Source organism: Kitasatospora sp. NPDC002543 (assembly GCF_053594915.1).
In genome coordinates this window covers 51298-68940 of sequence record NZ_JBSFWR010000025.1, presented here as the reverse complement: position 1 = coordinate 68940, position 17643 = coordinate 51298, and the positions used below count along the sequence as shown (strand labels likewise).

Genomic DNA, 17643 nt, shown 5'->3' with positions numbered 1-17643 from the left:
GCCGCCGTTCCGCACCCGAGGAGGAGTCCGTGTCCACCGTCCTGACCCAAGGCGGCAACGCACCGCTGACCGCCGCGCGAGTGACCGTCGAGGTTACCGCGCCCAAGGCGCTGGACGTCTCCGGCCTGCTGCTGACCGAGGCCGGGAAGGTCCGCTCGGACGAGGACTTCGTCTTCTTCAACGCCCCGAACGGCCCCGGCGTCAGCCACCGCCCGGCCACCGCCGGCACCCCCGACGCGATCACCGTCGACACCCGGGCCGTCCCGGCCGGCATCACCAAGATCGTGGTCACCGCGAGCCCCGCCGACCAGGTCTCGACCTTCGCCGGGACGGAGCCCACCGCCACCGTCCGCGACGCCGACACCGGCGAGGTGCTGGTCACCTTCACCCCGCCCCGGCTGGGCCTGGAGACCGCGCTCATCGTGGTCGAGGTCTACCTGCGGGGCGGAGCCTGGAAGGTGCGCGCGGTCGGCCAGGGTTACGCCGACGGCCTCGCGGGCATCGCCACGGACTTCGGCGTCACCGTCGAGGACTCCCCGGCTCCGGCTCCGGCTCAGGCTCCGACCCCGGCCCCAGCCCCGGCGCCCGCCGCGCCCGCCGCGCCGCCGGCCTCACCGGACCGGACCGTCCAGCTCCCGGCCCCGCCGGCCGCCCCGCCCACGCCCCCGGCCGCTCCGGTCGACCCGCGGATCGCCCTCGCCACCGGCCAGAACACCCTCCCGACCCCGCCCGCGGCTCCCCCGGCCCCGGCCGCCCCCGGCCGGATCACCCTGGACAAGGGCCGGGTCAACCTGGTCAAGGGCAGCTCGGTCTCCCTGGTCAAGAACGGCCGGCCCTTCCTCTCCTCCGTCCGGATGGCCCTCGGCTGGAAGTCCGCCGCCCGCGGCCGGGACATCGACCTGGACGCCTCCTGCCTCGCCTTCGACGCCCGCCACAAGCGGCTGGAGACGGCCTGGTTCATGAAGCTGAACATCTTCAACGGCGCGATCTCCCACTCCGGCGACAACCTGGTCGGCGGCGAGGGCGGCGACGACGAGGTGATCACCGTCCACCTGGAGGGCCTGCCGGCCGAGGTCCACGCGCTGGTCTTCGTCGTGAACTCCTTCTCCGGCCAGAAGTTCACCGATGTGCGGGACGCCTACTGCCGGCTGCTGGACGCCCGGACGGAGGAGGAACTGGTCCGCTTCGACCTCACCAACTCCGAACCCCACACCGGCGTGATGATGTGCAAGCTGGTGCGCCGCCCGGGCGGCGAGTGGGAGATGACGGCCGTCGGCGAGTACGTCGAGGGCAAGACCGCGCGGGCGATGATCGAGCCCGCCGCCGCGATCCTCTGACACCCGACGTCACTGCTACGCCCGCGAATTCACCCTCCCGAGGCATCAAGTCGTCCACGCACCGACTCGATTGACTCTCAGGGGGGTGAATCGCACTCTCCCCCGCACCCCGAGGAGGAGAGCCGTGCCACACTCCCTGTCCCGCCTCGCCGTCGTCGGCACCGCCACCGTGCTCGCCGCCGGGCTGATCACCCCGACCACCGTCCAGGCCGCCGCCCGGCCCGGCGACCGCGCCGGCGCCCTGCGCTGGACGGCCCTCGGCGACTCCTACACCGCCGGGGTCATCGAGGCCACCGGCGCCGAGACCGAGCCCCGCGACGGCTGCGCCCGCACCGTCGAGTCCTACCCCGAGATCATCCGCCGCGACCTCGGCTCCCTGGTCGACCTGCGCAACGTCAGCTGCAGCGGCGCCACCACCGACGGCGTCTACGCCGACTCCCAGAGCCCGCTCGGCCGCCCGCTGCCACCCCTCGGCACCGACCCGAACGGCCCCTACCCGGCCGTCCCGCCACAGATCGACAGCGTCGACGCGGCCACCGACCTGGTCACCGTCGGGATCGGCGGCAACGACCTCGGCTTCGCCGAGATCCTCAAGAGCTGCATCGAACTCGGCGCCCTCCAGCTCGGCCAGGGCTCGCCCTGCAAGGACAAGTTCGACGCGGGCCTGCCCGCCCGCTTCGACGCGCTGCGCGACGACTACGACCGGATGCTCACCGCGCTGCACGCCAAGGCCCCGTCCGCCAGGATCGTCACCGTCGGCTACCCACACCTCGTCCCCGAGGCCGCCGAGCTCTGCCAGTACGGCAACGTCCTGCAGTTCGGCACCTTCACCACCGGGGACCTCCGCTGGACCCGCACCGCGGTCGTCGAACCGCTCAACGCCCTCGTCGCCCGGGTCGCCGCCGCCCACGGCGACGCCTTCGTGGACCTCTACCCGGCCAGCGCCGGCCACAGCGTCTGCGACGCCGACCACTGGCTCGACGGCGTGCTGACCAGCGTCCTCCCCCTCCGGTACGCCGTGGTGCACCCCAACGCCACCGGCCAGGCCCACGCCGCCGCCCTGGTCGAGGACGCCGTCCTCGGCGGCTGACCCGCCCGCCCGCCGCGACGGCCCGCGGGCGGGCGGGACCGCGAAACGGCCCGCCCGCCCCGGCGCCTACTCCTCGATCGCCCCGCCGACCCGCCGCAGGTGCTGCCGGAAGCTGTACCCCGGCTCGGCGGCGCGCCGCTCCAGGTACTCGTCGAAGGAGGTCTGCCGGCGCAGCGTGTCCCCGCCGGCGATCCGCTCGGCCTGGGCGCGCTCGGTCCGGGCGATCGCGCCGGCCGTCTCCAGCACCTCCGCGACCCGGTCACCGGGCACGAACAGCACCCCGTCCGGGTCGGCGAACACCACGTCCCCGGCACTCACCGGGTGCGGCCCGAACTTCGCCGTCAGCAGCGCCTCCGGCTCGCGGTCGTCCAGCCGTACCGGGCCGAGCGGCAGCGCCCCGTAGCTGAACACCGGCAGCCCGATCTCCCGCAGCTCGGGGGTGTCCCGGTGCAGCCCCCACACCACGATCCCGGCCACCCCGGCGGCCCGCGCCTCCAGCACCGCGAGGTCCCCGATGCAGGCCTCGTCGGTCCGCCCGCCGTTGTCGACCACCAGCACGTCCCCGTCCCGCGCCGCCCCGTACGCCTCCAGGAACACGTCCACGCTCCCGTAGTGCCGCACCGGCAGCACCCGCCCCGCCACCCGGGCCCCGGCCACCACCGGCCCCACCCCCACCGGCGCCACCCGCAACCCCACCCCGAGCCGCACGCACGCATCCGCCACCAACGGCGTCGACAGCTCCGCGAAGGCCTTCAGCATCCCCAACTCCTCGGCTCGAACAGCCAGTTCACCAGCAGCAAGATCCTAGGCCCACCTTCGGCCCCACACCATCGAGTGACGGCACGCTCATCCCTCCCCACCCATGCCCACCACCCCGTACCTTTCGACACATCCAGTCGAGAGGCCCTTCATGAACACAACGGACAGCGAAATCCTCCTCGAACTGTTCCTGGCCCTGGACGCACCCGAAGGCTTGCGGTCCGAACTCATCGAGGGCGAGATCCTCATCGAGCTCCCCAAGCCGCACCGCGAGGAGTACACCGAGGTCCACCTGGCCGCCTTCGGGGAACCGCTCGCTCTCCCCGCGCCGTTCGGCTTCGACCTCGACACGAAGCCGTTCCTCTGAACGCGGACGGCCCGCACCCCCCGTCAGGGGTGCGGGCCGCGGTTCGTGGGCGCGCGGGTCAGCCGCGGGTGGCCATGGCGCGCAGGAAGAACGTCAGGTTGGCCGGGCGCTCCGCGAGGCGGCGCATGAAGTAGCCGTACCACTCCTGGCCGTACGGGAGGTACACGCGCATGGTGTTGCCCTCGCCGGCGAGGCGCAGCTGCTCCTCGGGGCGGATGCCGAGCAGCATCTGGTACTCGAAGGAGTCCCGCTTGCGGCCGTTCCACTGGGCGAGCTGGCCGGCGATCTTGATCATGTTGGGGTCGTGCGAGGCGATCATCGGGTAGCCCTCGCCCGCCATCAGGACCTTCAGGGCCCGGACGTACGCGAGGTCGACCTCGTGCTTGCCCTGGAAGGCGACCGACTCGGGCTCCTTGTAGGCGCCCTTGCACAGGCGCACGCGCGAACCGGCGCCGGAGAACTCGCGGCAGTCGGCCTCGGTGCGGCGCAGGTAGGCCTGGAGCACGACGCCCAGCCACGGGAAGTCGGCCCGCAGCTCCCGCGCGATGGCGAGGGTGGAGTCGGTGGTGGTGTGGTCCTCCATGTCGAGGGTCACCGTGGTGCCGGCGTCGGCGGCGGCCTCGCAGATGCGACGGGCGTTCTCCAGCGCGATCTTCTCGCCGTCCACCGGGAGGAACTGGCCGACGGCCGACAGCTTGACCGAGACCTCGGCGCCGGCCGCCAGGCCGGTCTCCTTGAGCGCCTTGAGCAGGTGCTCGTAGGCCTCGGCGGTGCCGGCGGCCTGGGTGGCGTCCTGGGTGTCCTCGCCGAGGTGGTCGAGGGTGACCTTGCGGCCGGTGGCGATCAGGTCGTCCGTGGCGGTGATGGCGTCGTCGAGGACGTCGCCCGCGACGAATCGCTCGACTATCGCGTGGGTCGGGGGGAACTTCTCGACCACGGTGCGGACCTGCGGGGACCGGGAGGCCGCGAGAAGGGCGGAACGGAGCATCGTGACTCCTGGAGCTGGTGTTTCCAAGGGTGGCAGAGGGGCCGGGGCGGCGGTACCGGGGGTGCCGCGCGCAGCGCGTCCCGAGAAGGGTGCCGCTGGGCGCGGACGGGCCCGCCGCCCCGGCGGGCGGCGCCCGGCTGCGGGACCGGGCGTCGCGGGTGACCGGTGGCTACTGGAGGAGCCTGCTGGTCGGAGGGGCTGGTCAGCCCATGTGCGGGTAGCGGTAGTCCGTCGGCGGGACGAAGGTCTCCTTGACCGAGCGGGTGGAGGTCCAGCGCGCCAGGTTCTGCTTGGCGCCCGCCTTGTCGTTGGTGCCCGAGGCCCGGCCGCCACCGAAGGGCTGCTGGCCGACGACGGCGCCGGTCGGCTTGTCGTTGATGTAGAAGTTGCCGGCCGCGAAGCGCAGCTTGTGCATCGCGTCCTGGGCCGCGGCGCGGTCCTGGGAGATGATCGAGCCGGTCAGGCCGTACGGCGACACCGACTCCATCTGGGCCAGCATCTCCTCGTACTTCTCGTCCTCGTAGACGTACACGGCGAGGATCGGGCCGAAGTACTCGTCCTTGAAGTACTCGCTGGACGGGTCCTGGCAGACGAGGACGGTCGGACGGACGAAGTAGCCCACCGAGTCGTCGTAGGTGCCGCCGGCGAGGACCTCGACCTGCGGGTCGGCCTGGGCGCGGTCGATCGCGGCCTTGTTCTTGGCGAAGGAGCGCTCGTCGATGACGGCCGACATGAAGTTGGTCAGGTCGGTGACGTCGCCCATGGTGAGGCCGTCGACCTCGGCGGCGAACTCGTCCTTGAGGCCGGCCCAGATCGACGCCGGGACGTAGGCCCGCGACAGCGCCGAGCACTTCTGGCCCTGGAACTCGAAGGCGCCGCGGGTCATCGCGGTCTTGAGGACCTTCGGGTCGGCGGACGGGTGGGCGACGAGGAAGTCCTTGCCGCCGGTCTCGCCGACGATCCGCGGGTAGGTGCGGTAGCCGGAGATGTTGTTGCCGACCTCGCGCCACAGGTGCTGGAAGGTCGCGGTGGAGCCGGTGAAGTGGATGCCGGCCAGCGCCGGGTGCTTGAGCGCGACCTCGGAGACGGCCAGGCCGTCGCCGGTCACCATGTTGATGACGCCCTTGGGCAGGCCGGCCTCCTCCAGCAGCTGCATCAGCAGGTGCGCGGAGAACTGCTGGGTCGGGGACGGCTTCCACAGCACCACGTTGCCCATCAGCGCGGGCGCGGTCGGCAGGTTGCCGGCGATCGCGGTGAAGTTGAAGGGGGTGATCGCGTAGACGAAGCCCTCCAGCGGGCGGTGGTCGCTGCGGTTCCACACGCCGTCCGAGGAGATCGGCTGCTCGGCCATGATCTGGCGGGCGAAGTGCACGTTGAAGCGCAGGAAGTCGACCAGCTCGCAGGGGGTGTCGATCTCGGCCTGCTGGGCGGTCTTGGACTGGCCGAGCATGGTGGCGGCGGCCAGGGTCTCGCGCCAGGGGCCGGCCAGCAGGTCGGCGGCCTTGAGGAAGATCGCGGCGCGGGAGTCGAAGGAGAGCGCCTGCCAGGCCGGGGCCGCGGCCAGGGCAGTGTCGATGGCTTCCTGCGCGTCGGCCTGGGTGGCGTTGCGCAGGGTGCCGAGCCGAGCCGCGTGGTTGTGCGGCTGGACGACGTGGATCTCGGTGCCGCCGCCCATCCGGCGCTCACCGTTGATCGTCATGGTCAGCTGGACCGGCTCCTGGCCGCCCAGCTCCTTCAGCTTGGCCTCCAGACGGGCCCGTTCCGGGCTCCCGGGGGCGTAGCTGTGGACCGGCTCGTTCACCGGCGCGGGGACCTGGGTCACAGCGTCCATAGAGCGCACGCTCTCCTTCGTTCAGTGCGGGGGGACTGCCGGCGCGGGTTGCGCACCGACCACAGCACGAACGCTATTCCTGGCCACCGGGCCACTTGATTGGCCGGGCGGCTAAATTCCCCCGTACGGCGTTGTCCGGCCCGACGAACAGGGTCACGCCGCGGTCACGAACCGCCCCCGTCCACCCCACCGTTCACACCACCCGGCACCACCCCGCATCACCCGGCGCCACCGGCTCACGCCCCCGGCCCGCCCGACCGGCTCACGCTCCGGCGCCCGCCTTCTGCTCGTTCACCACCTCCGCCCTGGCCGCGACGGCCTCCACCACCGGCCGCCGGGCCGCCTCGTACGCCGCCAGGGCGCTCGCCGGGTCGGGCCGTTCGGACAGGCAGCGGGCCAGTTCGACGGCGCTCTCGACGGCAAGCGAGACGCCCTGGCCGGAACTGTTGGACGGCGCGTGCACCGAGTCGCCGACCAGCACCATCCGGTCGCGGTACCAGTGCGGCACGGAGGGCATGATCTCCAGCCGGGGGAAGACCTCGACGCTCTCCTCGTCCGCCGCCGCCAGCACCTCCCGGGCGGGCAGGTCCTCGGCGTGCCGCGCGCGGGCCAGCGCCAGCCAGTCCGCCCGCGTCGCCGCCCGGACCTGCGCCGCGGTCAGCTGCTCCGGCTGCGGGATGTTGCTGAACCAGGCGGTCCCGGCGCCGTCCGGCAGCGCCCAGTAGCCGAAGAACGCCCGCGGCCCCTGGGCGAAGTGGAGGGACAGGCCGGCGCCGCGCGGGCCGTCGAACCGGTGCGCGCTGTACCCGCCGACGCCGATCAGGCCGGTGTAGCGGGGGCCGGGCGCGGCCGGGTCGATCAGCCCGCGGACCACGGAGCGGGCGCCGTCGGCGCCGATCAGGAGGCCGCCGTCCGCCGTGCTGCCGTCGGCGAACCGGGCGGTGACGCCGTCCGCGCGCTCCTCGACGCCGACCAGCCGCTTGCCGTACCGGACGGCGACGCCCTGCTCGGCCAGCCGCCGCTGGAGCACGGCGTACAGCTCGGCGCGCCGCATCACCCGCCCGGCCGCCTCGGGGAACTCGGCGAGGACGGCGTTCTTCGCGTCCTCGATGACCATCCGGTCGACCGGTTGCCCGATCGCGGCGACCTCCGCCTCCAGGCCGACGGCCGCCAGCGCCGCGAGCCCGTTGGACGCGATCATGAAGGTTCCGCCGATGCCCTCGGCGGAGCTCCCGTAGGCCTCGTACACGACGGCCTCGACGCCGACCAGCCGCAGCGCCAGCGCCGTCACCGGCCCGGCGATGCCGCCGCCGATGACCAGGGCCTTTCCGGTGGTGCGGATCCCGTTCATTCCAGCCTCCTCAGGTGTTCGTCCAGGGTCCGACGGAACTCCGGCTCCCCGAGCTGTCCGATGAGGTTCTCGGTGAAGCGGCGCTCGGCCCGCAGCAGCGCGAGGGCGTAGTCCTCCTCGATGACGAACATCGGGTGGAGGCCCGTCCCCTCGGCCTCGTGCAGCGCGGAGCGCGAGGCGTCGATCAGGGCGTCCAGCGCCTCCAGCCGGCGGGCCAGCAGGTCCACCGACTCCTCGATCGGCAGGGCCGCCAACAGGCTCAGGGCCACCCCGAACGCCGGGTACTCGTGTCGGGGTTCGGCGACCAGCTCGCGCATCCAGTCGTCGCGTTCCGCCCTGCCCTCCGCCGTGAGCGCGTAGACGGTGCGCTCCGGCCGCTGGGTGTCGCGGACGGTCTCCCGCTCGGCGACGAACCCGGCCTTCCGCAGCTGCTCCACGACCATGTAGAGCGAGCTGCGGTTGTACTTGATGTTGCGGTCCTTGCCCTGCTCCTTGAGTCGACGCCCCATCTCGTACGGATGCATCGGCTCGATCGTGAGCTCGGCCAGGACCGCGAGGGCCAGCGGGTTCGACACCTTGCGTCGCTTCGCCATCGAGAACGTTCCCCATCGGTTGGTCGGTACTGACTATCCGGTCCCGGATAGTCGAAATCAACTATTCAGCCCTGACGAACCCGAACTCTGTCCGTCCGGCTAAAATCAACCACACACCGTTGTCCGAGCGGATGAAGGAGGACCGGCGTGACCACTCCCGGCCTGCCGCTCCGTCAACTCCTGATGTCCCTGGGCGAACCGCTGGTCGAGCTCCAGGCCGCCCCGCAGGGCCTGGACGTGCCGGTGCGCGACGTCGCCATCCTCGACCCGGAGGACCCGCCGACCGCCGCCGCCGGCGAGCTCGTGCTGGCGATCGGCGCCCGCGGCCGCGCCGCCCTGCCCGCCCTGCGCGCGGCCGGACGCGCCGGGGCCGCCGCCGTCGCCGTCAAGCTGGACGGCCCCGGCCAGGCCGACGCGCTGCGCGAGGCCGCCACCGACGCGGGCGTCGCCCTGCTCTCGGTGCGCCGGGAGACCCGCTGGGAGCACCTCGACTCGCTGGCCCGGGCGATCATCGCCGGCCCCGACGCCCCGGACGCCCCCGGCGCCCCCGAGCCCAACGCGGGCGACCTCTTCTCCCTCGCCCAGACCGTCGCCGTGCTCACCAACGGCATCGTCTCGATCGAGGACACCTCCAGCCGGGTGCTCGCCTACTCCCGGTCCTCCGACTCCGACGAGGTCGACGACCTGCGCCGGCTGTCCATCCTCGGCTGGCAGGGCCCGGAGCCGTACCTGTCCAAGCTCCGCGAGTGGGGCATCTTCCAGCACCTGCGCAGCTCGGACGCCCCGATCGCGGTCGAGCCGCACCCCGAGCTGGGCCTGCGCCGCCGCCTGGCGGTCGGCATCCGGGCCGGGGCTCAGCCGCTCGGCACCATCTGGGTGCAGGAGGGCGCCCAGCCGCTGGCCCCGCTGGCCGAGCAGGCCCTGGTCGGCGCGGCCCGGGTCGCGGCCGCCCAGCTGGTGCGCCGCCGCCGGGAGCTGTCCGCCGACGTCCGGCTCACCCGGACCCTGCTCACCGGCCTGCTGGAGGGCTCCACCGGCCCCCAGTCGCTCGCCACCCACCTCGGCCTGGACCTGCGCCGCCCGGCCACCGTGCTGGCCTACGGCGCGCACACCACCGACGCGCTGCACCGCTCCGACGTCACCGGCCTGATCTCGGTGCACACCGCCGCCCGGCACCGCGGCGCGCTGCTCGCCCCGATCGAGTCCCGGGTGTACGTGCTGCTGCCCGAGCTGCCGCCCGGCCTGCCGATGACCACCGTGCGCGACTGGGCCTCCGAGGTGGTGACGGCCGCCCGCGAGCACCTGGGCGTCCCGCTGCGCGCCGCGATCGGCTCGACCGTCGACGGCCTGGCCCAGGTGCCCGACTCCCGCGCGCAGGCGGACCGCATCCTGGACGCGATGGGCCGCGGCGGAGTGGACCTCGACGTCGCGGCGCTGATCGACGTCCAGGCGGAGGTGCTGGTCAGCGAGATGCTCGCGCTGCTCCAGGAGCGCACCGGCCTGCGCGACCCGCGGCTGACCGCGCTCACCGGGTACGACCGCCGGCACGGCACCCGGCTCGCCGAGTCGGTGCTGGCCTGGCTGGACGCGCTCGGCGAGGTCCGGGTGGCCGCGGACGCCCTGCACATCCACCCCAACACCCTGCGCTACCGGGTGCGCCGCGCCGAGCAGTTGACCGGCATCGACCTCGCCCAGCCGCAGCAGCGGCTGCTGGCGATGCTGCAACTGCGGCTGCCCGCGGACGAGTGGTCCGCGGGCAGCCGTTCCACCTGACGCGACGTCAGCTGCCGTAGCCCTGACCGCGCTTGTGCTCGTTCAGCCGGCGCCACGGGCCGCTGATGGCCAGCTGGATGCCCGGGGTCTGGATGTTGGCGAACAGGGTCTTGCCGTCGTCCGAGAAGGTCACCCCGGTGAACTCGCTGAACTCGGGCTTCTCGGCGGTGCCGATGTTCAGCTCGTTGCGGGCGATCGGGTAGACCAGCCCGTCCTCGGTGGCGCCGAACAGGTGCGAGACGCCGTCGCCGTCCTCGCAGATCACGATGCCGCCGTACGGCGAGACGGTGATGTTGTCCGGGCCGTCGAAGTTGTCGTGGTCGCCCCAGACGTCGCTGTTGACGCCCAGCAGGACCTTCAGGGTGATGGTGCGGCGGTTCGGGTTGTAGAACCAGACCTGGCCGTCGTGCTGGACCGGGCTCTCCGAGCGGGCGAAGCTGGAGACGAAGTAGAAGCCGCCGTCACCCCACCACATGCCCTCCAGCTTGCGGGCGCGGGTGACCTCACCGTCCTTGAACTGCTTGCGCACCGAGACGGTCTTGGCGTCGCGGTCCTGGACCTTGACCCAGTCCACGCCGTAGGTGGTGCCGACCTTGGTGGCGCGGGAGAGGTCGTCGACGAACTTGCCCTGGGCGTCGAAGACCTTGAAGGCCTCCAGCACACCGGCGTCGTCGGCGAGCTTGCGCAGCTTGTAGCGGCCGTGCTTGAAGCCGGCCGGCGGGGTCCAGCGGAACAGCAGGCCGTTCGGGTTGGAGGCGTCCTCGGTCAGGTAGACGTGGCCCTTCTTCGGGTCCACCACGACGGCCTCGTGGGCGTAGCGGCCGAAGGCCTTGACCGGCTGCGGGTCCCGGTTGTAGTCGTCGTCGAACGGGTCGACCTCGAAGACGTAGCCGTGGTCCTTGGTGAAGCCGTTCTTGCCGGCCTTGTCCTCGGTCTCCTCGCCGGACAGCCAGGTGCCCCACGGGGTCACGCCGCCGGCGCAGTTGGTGGCGGTGCCGGCGATGCCGACCCACTGCTCGACCGAGCCGTCCCGCTTGGCGTGCACGATGGTGCAGCCGCCGGCCGCGCCCGGGTCGTAGACGTGGCCCTCGATCAGCGGCACCGGGTGCGGCCAGTTGGCGCGGGCGCCGGCCAGCTCGTGGTTGACGACCATCAGGTTGCCGCCGCGCTCGTCCTCGAAGGCGGAGGTGCCGTCGTGGTTGCTCGGGGTGAACTCGCCGCTGCGCAGCTTGGTGACGCCGGCCCGGTTGAGGACCTTGTACGAGAAGCCTTTCGGCAGGGACAGCAGGCCTTCCGGGTCCTGGACCAGCGGACCGTAGCCGACGGCGGTGCCGGCGGCCGAGTTGGTCCCGGTGGCCGCGGCGGCCGGGGCCTCGCCGCCGGCCGGAGCGGCGATCGCGCCCGGGGCGCTGGCCAGCGCCTCGGCGCTGCCGGCGATCAGCACGCCGGCCCCGACGAGGGTGGAACGGTTGACGAAGTCCCGGCGGGACAGCGACATGGCAGCAACTCCTGAGGATGAGCGGGGGCGTCGGTGCGGGATGCCGACGCCCAGCAGGCTCCGCCGGACGGGTGAACCCGGCATGACGTCCATCTCACGTCCAGGCGGCCATTTGCCGACCGATGACCTTCACATGACCCTGGCTTTACCCGTGCACCCGCCGCCCCGGCCGGCCCCACCCGCACCGGCGGCCCGTCAGCTCCGCGCCGCCCGCCACTGCTCCCAGGCCGATAGCCACAACTGCTCGGCCAGCCGCTGCTCCTCCCAGACCCCCGCCCCGCCGTTGCCCGGCCGCTCCCGCCACAGCTGCGCCCAGGCCCGCTGGGCCGGCAGGCTCGCCACCTCGCTCGCGAACACCGTGTACCGGACGACCTCCTCGACGGCCGCCTCTCCCTCCGCCGTGCCGAGCAGCCAATGCGTCTGCTGCGAAAGCCGGTTGAGGTGGTTCACCATCGAGGTCACCGCCGCGACGGCCTCCTGCCGGGTCTCGGTGGCCAGCCGCATCTGCTGGCGCACCGCGGCCTCCCAGCGCACCGCGCCGGCCTCCCCGCGCAGCCCGCGCGGCAGCCTCGGCGTGCGCCCGACGCGCACCTGCGCCTCGATCGCGGCGGACTCGGCGACGGTCTGCGCGATCAGCGCCCGGTGCGCCTCCATCCCCACCGCGGGCGGCAGTTCGCGCTCCTCGACCGGAACGTGACGGGCCCGCCGGGCGGCCAGGTCGCGCAACAGCTCGGTGCGGCCGCGCAGATAGCACTCGAAGTCGCCGATCGGGCCGAGCTCCACCGCGCCGGGGGGCATCCCGCGCCCGCACACCGTCACGGTCAGCCCGCCGACCCGCAGCCGGCCGGCCCACACCGGCTCGGGCCCGCCCACCGCCGGGGCGCCGGGCTCCGGCACCGGCCGGTCCTCGTGCACCTCCACCGCGCAGGGCTCGCCGTCCACCGTCATCCACACCCGCAACGCCCGCACCCGGCCCGGCCCGTCGCCCTCGTCGACGCCCAACTGCTCGTAGACGCGGTCGCGTTCGTCCTCGACCAGGTCCTCCAGCTCGGGCAGCTGCTCGCCCTCCTCGGCCCCCGGCCGGTAGGTGCGCACGGTCACGTACGGGCCGGCCGCCGAACGCCAGTCACCGCACCTGACCTCGGCCCAGCGCAGCTCGCCGCCGGAGGTCTCGAAGGCGGCCAGCGCCCGGCCGGCCCGTGCCTCGTCCGCCGGCGCCCCGGCGACCACCCCGAACACCGGGAAGTCCGCCGCCGCCAGGATCCGGCGGGAGAACTCCTCCTGATCGGCGAACCCGTCCGCCGGCCGCTCCCGCGATCGGCCCACCGCCCGGTCCGGTGCCCGGTCCACGAGTCGACCGGCAACACGGTCCTCCCGGACCGGCTGCTCCGGCACCGGGGCGGGCCCCGAGGGTCCCGCGTTCCACTCCTGGTGCCTGCCGCCGCTCTCCCGCATCATCCTGTGCCGCACCCCCGAGTCCTCGCGCCCGCACCGCTGACGCCACCTTACGTGCCCGCAGCTGCCGGGTCATCAGCTCGGCCTCCGGACGGGGGCGGTGGCCGTGTCAGGACGCCCGGTTGTCAGCCGCCCTCCCTAACCTGGCGGCATGACAGCACAGAACGACGCAGCACAGGACCGCACCGGGCAGGGCGCCTTCCCCGCCCGGATCAGCATCGTCACCCTCGGGGTGACCGACCTCGACCGCAGTGCCCGCTTCTACGAGGGGCTCGGCTGGAAGCGCTCCACCGCCTCCAGCCCGGAGATCGTCTGGTTCCGCACCGCCGACTCGGCGCTCGGCCTCTTCCCCACCGAGGAGCTGGCCGCCGACGCGGGCGTGCCCGCCGCCGGCGAGCCCTCCTTCCGCGGCGTCACCCTCGCGGTGAACCTGGAGTCCCCCGCACTGGTGGACGCCGCGCTGCGGACGGCGGTCGAGGCCGGCGCCGTGGTCGTCAAGCCACCGGTCCCGACCGACTGGGGCGGCTACTCCGGCTACTTCGAGGACCCGGACGGCCACCTCTGGGAGCTGGCCCACAACCCGTTCTTCCCCTTCACCGAGGACGGCTCGCTGGACCTGCCCTGAAGCGTTGCCGCCCTCACGCCCTCAGCCCTTGGAGCGCGCCTTGAAGGCCGCCTTGCGCGCCTCCTTGGCCAGCGCCCGGTCCGGGTGCAGCTCCCCGATCGCCTCCAGGACGTCCGCCGTGTACGGGTGGTCGACCCGCCACAGCTCGCCGAACCACCCGGCCGGATCGCCGTTCACCGGCAGGTCGGTGATCAGTTCGCGCAGCAGCTCGGCGTCCCCGCCGTTGTCCAGCAGCTGGGCGGCGAAGGTGTCGACCACCGTCCACAGCGCCATCGCCCGGTCCGGCACGGGGACGTCCGTCGCCCCCTGCGCCGTCAGCCAGGCCCGCACCGCGCCGCCCAGCTCCGGGTCGTCCATGACCTCCCGAGCGGCGGGCCCGGCCTCCGGCCCGAGCAGGTTCAGCGCGGAGACGCAGAGCATCCGGCGCAGCGGGCCGTAGCCGTCGGTGCCGCGCGCCGCGGCCAGCAGCTCGCGCGCCGCCGCCACCGGCTCCCGGTCGGCGGTCCACACCCGCAGCTCCTCCTCCGGCAGCACGTTGGCCGACTCGCACACGCCGCGCAGCAGCTCGGCCGCGTCCCCCCTGGCCAGGTCGCCGACCAGCGGTGCGTCGTAGCCGTCCTCCAGCAGCCACTGCCGGATGCCGTACTGGCCGAGCGGGGTGAGCCGGACCAGCCCGAAGCGGGCCGACTCCTCCTCGTCCAGCGGCTCCTCGCCGACCACGGCGGGCTCCTCGCCGTCCTCCTCGTCGAACAGCTCGGGGTCGATCGGGCGGTACTCCAGCAGGCCGAGCTCGGCGAGATCGCCCAGCATCGGGTCCAGCGCGACCATCACGTCCGTGATGTCGCCGAGCAGCTCCTCGCTCGGCTCCTCGCCCTCCGGGACCACCAGCAGCGCGGCCAGCACGCCCAGCGGCACGGTCTCGTTGCCGGGCTCGGCGAAGGCGGTGGTCTCGTAGAGCACCTGCAGGGCCTCGTCCAGCAGCTCGGCGGCCTCGTCCCGGGCCTCCTCGACCTCGGTGAGCCCGTCCTCGTCCTCCTCTGCCCCCTCGGCCTCCCCTCCGGCGGCGGGCTCCCCCTCGGCCTCCTCCGGGACGGAGTCCGCCTCGACGGCCAGCTCCCGGACGATCCCGGCGGCGGTCAGCCACAGCTCCAGGACGGTCTCCGGGTCTCCCTGCTCGGCGGGCTCCAGGTCCGGGCCCGGGACGGCGACGTGCTCGCCCTCCGCGGTCGTGCCGAGCTCCACCAGGTCCAGGTCGCAGGCCAGCGACCAGGCCCGCAGCGCCTCGACCTCGGCCTCCTCGGGCACCTCGCCCTCGGCCGGGGCCAGGCCCAGCAGCCGGGCCGCGGGGGCCCGGTCCGCCTCGACCAGGTCGCCGAACTCGTCCACCGCCAGGTGCGGGGCGGCCCAGCGGGCCAGCGCCAGGGCGAACCCGAACATCGGGACGGCCTTCGCCTGCTCGGCGAGCTCGCGCTCGGCAGGCAGCTTCACCGGCGGGACGAGCACCGCCGCGTCGTCCAGGTCCTCGTCGTCCAGCCCGTGCGCGGCGAACGCCCCGTAGAGGTCCTGGAGCTCCAGGTCCGCGGGCAGCACCGCCTCGGCCGTGCCCTCACCAGCCGAAGCCCCGGTGGTCTTGCGCCGTCGTCCGGCCATCGTTGTGCGCTCTCCCTCAGCCAGCGGTCAGCCCAACAGCGCCGCGTACCGATCCACCACCTCAGCGTATAGGTCGGGCACCCCCGACGCCCGGCTGTTCCGGGCGCACCCAGGGGCGCGCGCCGTGGGCGTGCGCCCACCCCTTATCCTTCGGTCTGGTACCGCGCACACCCCGCGCGTGCCACCGGGGCAACGAAGCCCACGCCCTCCACCCGACCCCGGGCCGGAGGGGCCCTCTTCAGTTCACCTCGCCCCACCAGGGAGCCCTCACCCGCGGCCACCACCACAGCGCCTCCGGACGGGCGCGCCGGCACACCCCGCCGACCCCGGTGGTGCCCGGCCACAGGAGACCCCTGCCATGGCGGACCTCTCCCCCGCCGGCTCCGGCCTGCGCACCGCGCAGCTCGACGGACGCCGACTGTCGGAGGCCCTGCTTCCCCTGGAGCTCGCGCCGCGCGCCCAGCTCCGACTCGCCGCGATCAGCCGCTGGAACGCGCTACGCGGCGTCCGCGTCGGCCTGGTGGCCGCCGCCCTGCTGCTCATGCTGATCGGCGCCAACCTCGCCACACCGATCTACTCGCTCCTCCAGCAGCAGCTGCACCTCACCGCGCTCGACACCACCGTCCTCTTCGCGATCTACGTGTTCGCGCTCGTCCCGGTGCTCGCCGTGGTCGGCCACTGGTCCGACCACCTCGGCCGACGCGCCCTGATCCTGCCCGCCGTCGCACTGTCCGCCGTCGGCGACGCCGTGTTCGCCACCTCCGGCAGCTTCTGGCAGCTCGCCGCCGGCCGCGCCGTCCAGGGCGTCGCCGTCGGCCTGTCCACCGGTGCCGCCGGGGCCGCCCTCGGCGACCTGCTGCCCGACCGCCCGACACTCGCCGCCAAGATCACCCTGGCCTGCTCGGCGGGCGGCGTCGCACTCGGCCCGATCGTCGGCGCCCTGCTGGCCGGCGGCTCGGACCCACTCCTCACCCCGTTCCTGCTGCACGCCGTCGCCCTGCTCGCGCTCTGCGTGCCGCTGGCCCTGGTCCACCCGCGGATGCCCGGCCGCAGCCGGCCGCCGGCCTCCCCGCCCCGGATCACCACCCCGGCCCACCTGCGCCCGCAGCGCCTGCGCCTGCCGCGCACCGGCCGCCGGGAGTTCCTCCTCGCCGCCGCGGCCGGATTCATCTCCTACGCGGTCTTCGGCGTCTACCTCAGCCTGGCCCCGGCCTTCGCGGCCGACCTGCTGCACACCGACTCCAAACTGGTCGGCGCGATCGTGGCCGCCCTCCTGCTCGGCTCCTCGGCAGCCACCCAGCTGATCGTCCCGCCGACCTCGGACCGCGTCGTGACCGCCCTCGGCATGACCGGCCTGGCCACCGGCCTCGGCCTGGTCGTCGCCGCCGGATACACCGAGACCCCCGCGCTGCTCTTCATCGGCAGCGTCCTCGGCGGCATCTCCCAGGGCGTGGCCTTCCGCTCCCTGTTCACCAGCGCCGTCGCCGCCATGGACCCGGAACGCCGAGGCTCCGAACTGAGCTCCCTGTGGGTCATCGTCTACCTCGGCAGCTCCGGCCCCATCATCGCCCTCGGCGCCCTCGTCCAGCACTACGGCCTCCTGCCCTCCGTCAGCGGCTTCACGGGCCTCGCCGCCCTCCTCTGCGCCGCTCTCGCCATCGCCGTCGCCCGCAGGCCCAAGCCGACGGCCTGACCCCGCACACAGAACGCCGCTGCCCGGGACCACTACGGTGGCCCCGGGCAGCGGCGCTTTCGCCACCAGCTGTGAACACCCGCGCATCATCCGCTCCGTCGAACAGCTCCCCCACCGTTCCCCACCATCCACCCCCCACCCGCCTCCCGGCGGGTGCCCGCCCCGGGCCTGACCGCGCGGCGCGCGGCCAGGCGGCGCGTGGCGCTGAAGAAGCAGGGCGACTGCCGGTCAACCATCGGCGTGTACTACCAGGCGCCGCCGACCCCGGCTCAGCGGATCGGGCGGATCATCGCGGTCAGCCGGGGCGAGTCCGGAGAGGGCTGCCGAGCGTTGAACGCCTGGTAGCCCCAGGCCTCGTAGAGTCGCTGGACTTTTCCGTCCCCGGCGAGCGGGTTGACCAGAAGGGTGACACGGCACTCAACGCGGCGGCGCAGCAGGCTGTCGTGGATCCGGCGGGCGGTCCCCGTGCCGTGCCAGCGGGTCCGGACGCCGATTTCCTTGATGGCCAGGGCCGGGGCCTCGGTGTAGCCGTCAAAAAGGGGCTCGGTCATCCGCTTCCAGTATCGGTCGCCCGCCTCGATCGTGTTGCCGTAGGCGTAACCGACCGGCACCTCGCCGTCGTAGCCGAGGACG

General features: G+C 73.6%; 14 protein-coding genes and 1 pseudogene. 6 read left to right on the top strand and 9 right to left on the bottom strand.

Features of this window, described 5'->3' with window-relative positions:
- The first annotated feature begins 41 nt into the window (after positions 1–41).
- Both ACWD4P_RS14065 and ACWD4P_RS14060 read left to right on the top strand, forming a co-directional pair.
- Positions 42–1337, top strand: coding sequence for a TerD family protein (locus ACWD4P_RS14065; RefSeq protein WP_449779775.1), 1296 nt, complete (start codon positions 42–44; stop codon positions 1335–1337).
- Between the two features lie 124 nt (positions 1338–1461).
- The gene (locus ACWD4P_RS14060; protein ID WP_359829162.1) at positions 1462–2427 is read left to right on the top strand and encodes an SGNH/GDSL hydrolase family protein; all 966 of its coding nucleotides are present in this window, start codon (positions 1462–1464) and stop codon (positions 2425–2427) included.
- Positions 2428–2493: 66 nt separating this feature from the next.
- Here the strand turns inward: ACWD4P_RS14060 and ACWD4P_RS14055 are convergent, their stop codons facing one another.
- A complete protein-coding gene (locus tag ACWD4P_RS14055; protein ID WP_449779758.1) occupies positions 2494–3186 on the bottom strand; it encodes an RraA family protein in 693 nt (230 codons plus the stop codon).
- Positions 3187–3337: 151 nt separating this feature from the next.
- Here ACWD4P_RS14055 and ACWD4P_RS14050 point away from each other — a divergent pair.
- Positions 3338–3445, top strand: a pseudogene (locus ACWD4P_RS14050) (Uma2 family endonuclease); the annotation flags it as partial.
- 166 nt (positions 3446–3611) lie between these two features.
- On the opposite strand, the gene ACWD4P_RS14045 reads toward ACWD4P_RS14050, so the two are convergent.
- From ACWD4P_RS14045 to ACWD4P_RS14030, 4 genes are all read right to left on the bottom strand, one after another.
- A complete protein-coding gene (locus ACWD4P_RS14045) occupies positions 3612–4541 on the bottom strand; it encodes a proline dehydrogenase family protein (protein ID WP_359829159.1) in 930 nt (309 codons plus the stop codon).
- Positions 4542–4743: 202 nt separating this feature from the next.
- Positions 4744–6372: an L-glutamate gamma-semialdehyde dehydrogenase gene (gene pruA, locus ACWD4P_RS14040; protein ID WP_359829158.1), complete on the bottom strand. Its 1629-nt coding sequence runs from the start codon at positions 6370–6372 to the stop codon at positions 4744–4746.
- 262 nt (positions 6373–6634) lie between these two features.
- Positions 6635–7723, bottom strand: coding sequence for an FAD-dependent oxidoreductase (locus ACWD4P_RS14035; RefSeq protein ID WP_449779757.1), 1089 nt, complete (start codon positions 7721–7723; stop codon positions 6635–6637).
- Positions 7720–8316: a PadR family transcriptional regulator gene (locus ACWD4P_RS14030; RefSeq protein WP_359829156.1), complete on the bottom strand. Its 597-nt coding sequence runs from the start codon at positions 8314–8316 to the stop codon at positions 7720–7722. The genes ACWD4P_RS14035 and ACWD4P_RS14030 overlap by 4 nt, the downstream gene beginning before the upstream one ends.
- A gap of 147 nt (positions 8317–8463) precedes the next feature.
- Here ACWD4P_RS14030 and ACWD4P_RS14025 point away from each other — a divergent pair, with 147 nt between their 5' ends.
- Positions 8464–10089: a PucR family transcriptional regulator gene (locus tag ACWD4P_RS14025; protein ID WP_449779756.1), complete on the top strand. Its 1626-nt coding sequence runs from the start codon at positions 8464–8466 to the stop codon at positions 10087–10089.
- Between the two features lie 7 nt (positions 10090–10096).
- On the opposite strand, the gene ACWD4P_RS14020 is transcribed toward ACWD4P_RS14025, so the two are convergent.
- Together ACWD4P_RS14020 and ACWD4P_RS14015 are read right to left on the bottom strand one after the other, a co-directional pair.
- On the bottom strand, positions 10097–11587 hold the full coding sequence (locus ACWD4P_RS14020; protein WP_359817247.1) for an alkaline phosphatase PhoX: 1491 nt from the start codon (positions 11585–11587) through the stop codon (positions 10097–10099).
- Between the two features lie 195 nt (positions 11588–11782).
- A complete protein-coding gene (locus ACWD4P_RS14015; RefSeq protein ID WP_449779755.1) occupies positions 11783–12913 on the bottom strand; it encodes a hypothetical protein in 1131 nt (376 codons plus the stop codon).
- A gap of 280 nt (positions 12914–13193) precedes the next feature.
- Between ACWD4P_RS14015 and ACWD4P_RS14010 the strand changes: the two genes are divergently transcribed.
- Positions 13194–13667, top strand: a complete 474-nt coding sequence (locus ACWD4P_RS14010; protein ID WP_359817244.1) for a VOC family protein — start codon at positions 13194–13196, stop codon at positions 13665–13667.
- Between the two features lie 21 nt (positions 13668–13688).
- Here ACWD4P_RS14010 and ACWD4P_RS14005 read toward each other — a convergent pair whose 3' ends face one another.
- Entirely contained in the window at positions 13689–15317 is a 1629-nt protein-coding gene (locus ACWD4P_RS14005) for a hypothetical protein (RefSeq protein WP_449779754.1), read from the bottom strand.
- Between the two features lie 358 nt (positions 15318–15675).
- Here ACWD4P_RS14005 and ACWD4P_RS14000 point away from each other — a divergent pair, with 358 nt between their 5' ends.
- A complete protein-coding gene (locus ACWD4P_RS14000; RefSeq protein ID WP_449779753.1) occupies positions 15676–17010 on the top strand; it encodes an MFS transporter in 1335 nt (444 codons plus the stop codon).
- A 269-nt stretch (positions 17011–17279) separates the two neighbouring features.
- Here ACWD4P_RS14000 and ACWD4P_RS13995 read toward each other — a convergent pair whose 3' ends face one another.
- Positions 17280–17621: a GNAT family N-acetyltransferase gene (locus ACWD4P_RS13995; RefSeq protein WP_449779752.1), complete on the bottom strand. Its 342-nt coding sequence runs from the start codon at positions 17619–17621 to the stop codon at positions 17280–17282.
- Positions 17622–17643: the final 22 nt, after the last annotated feature.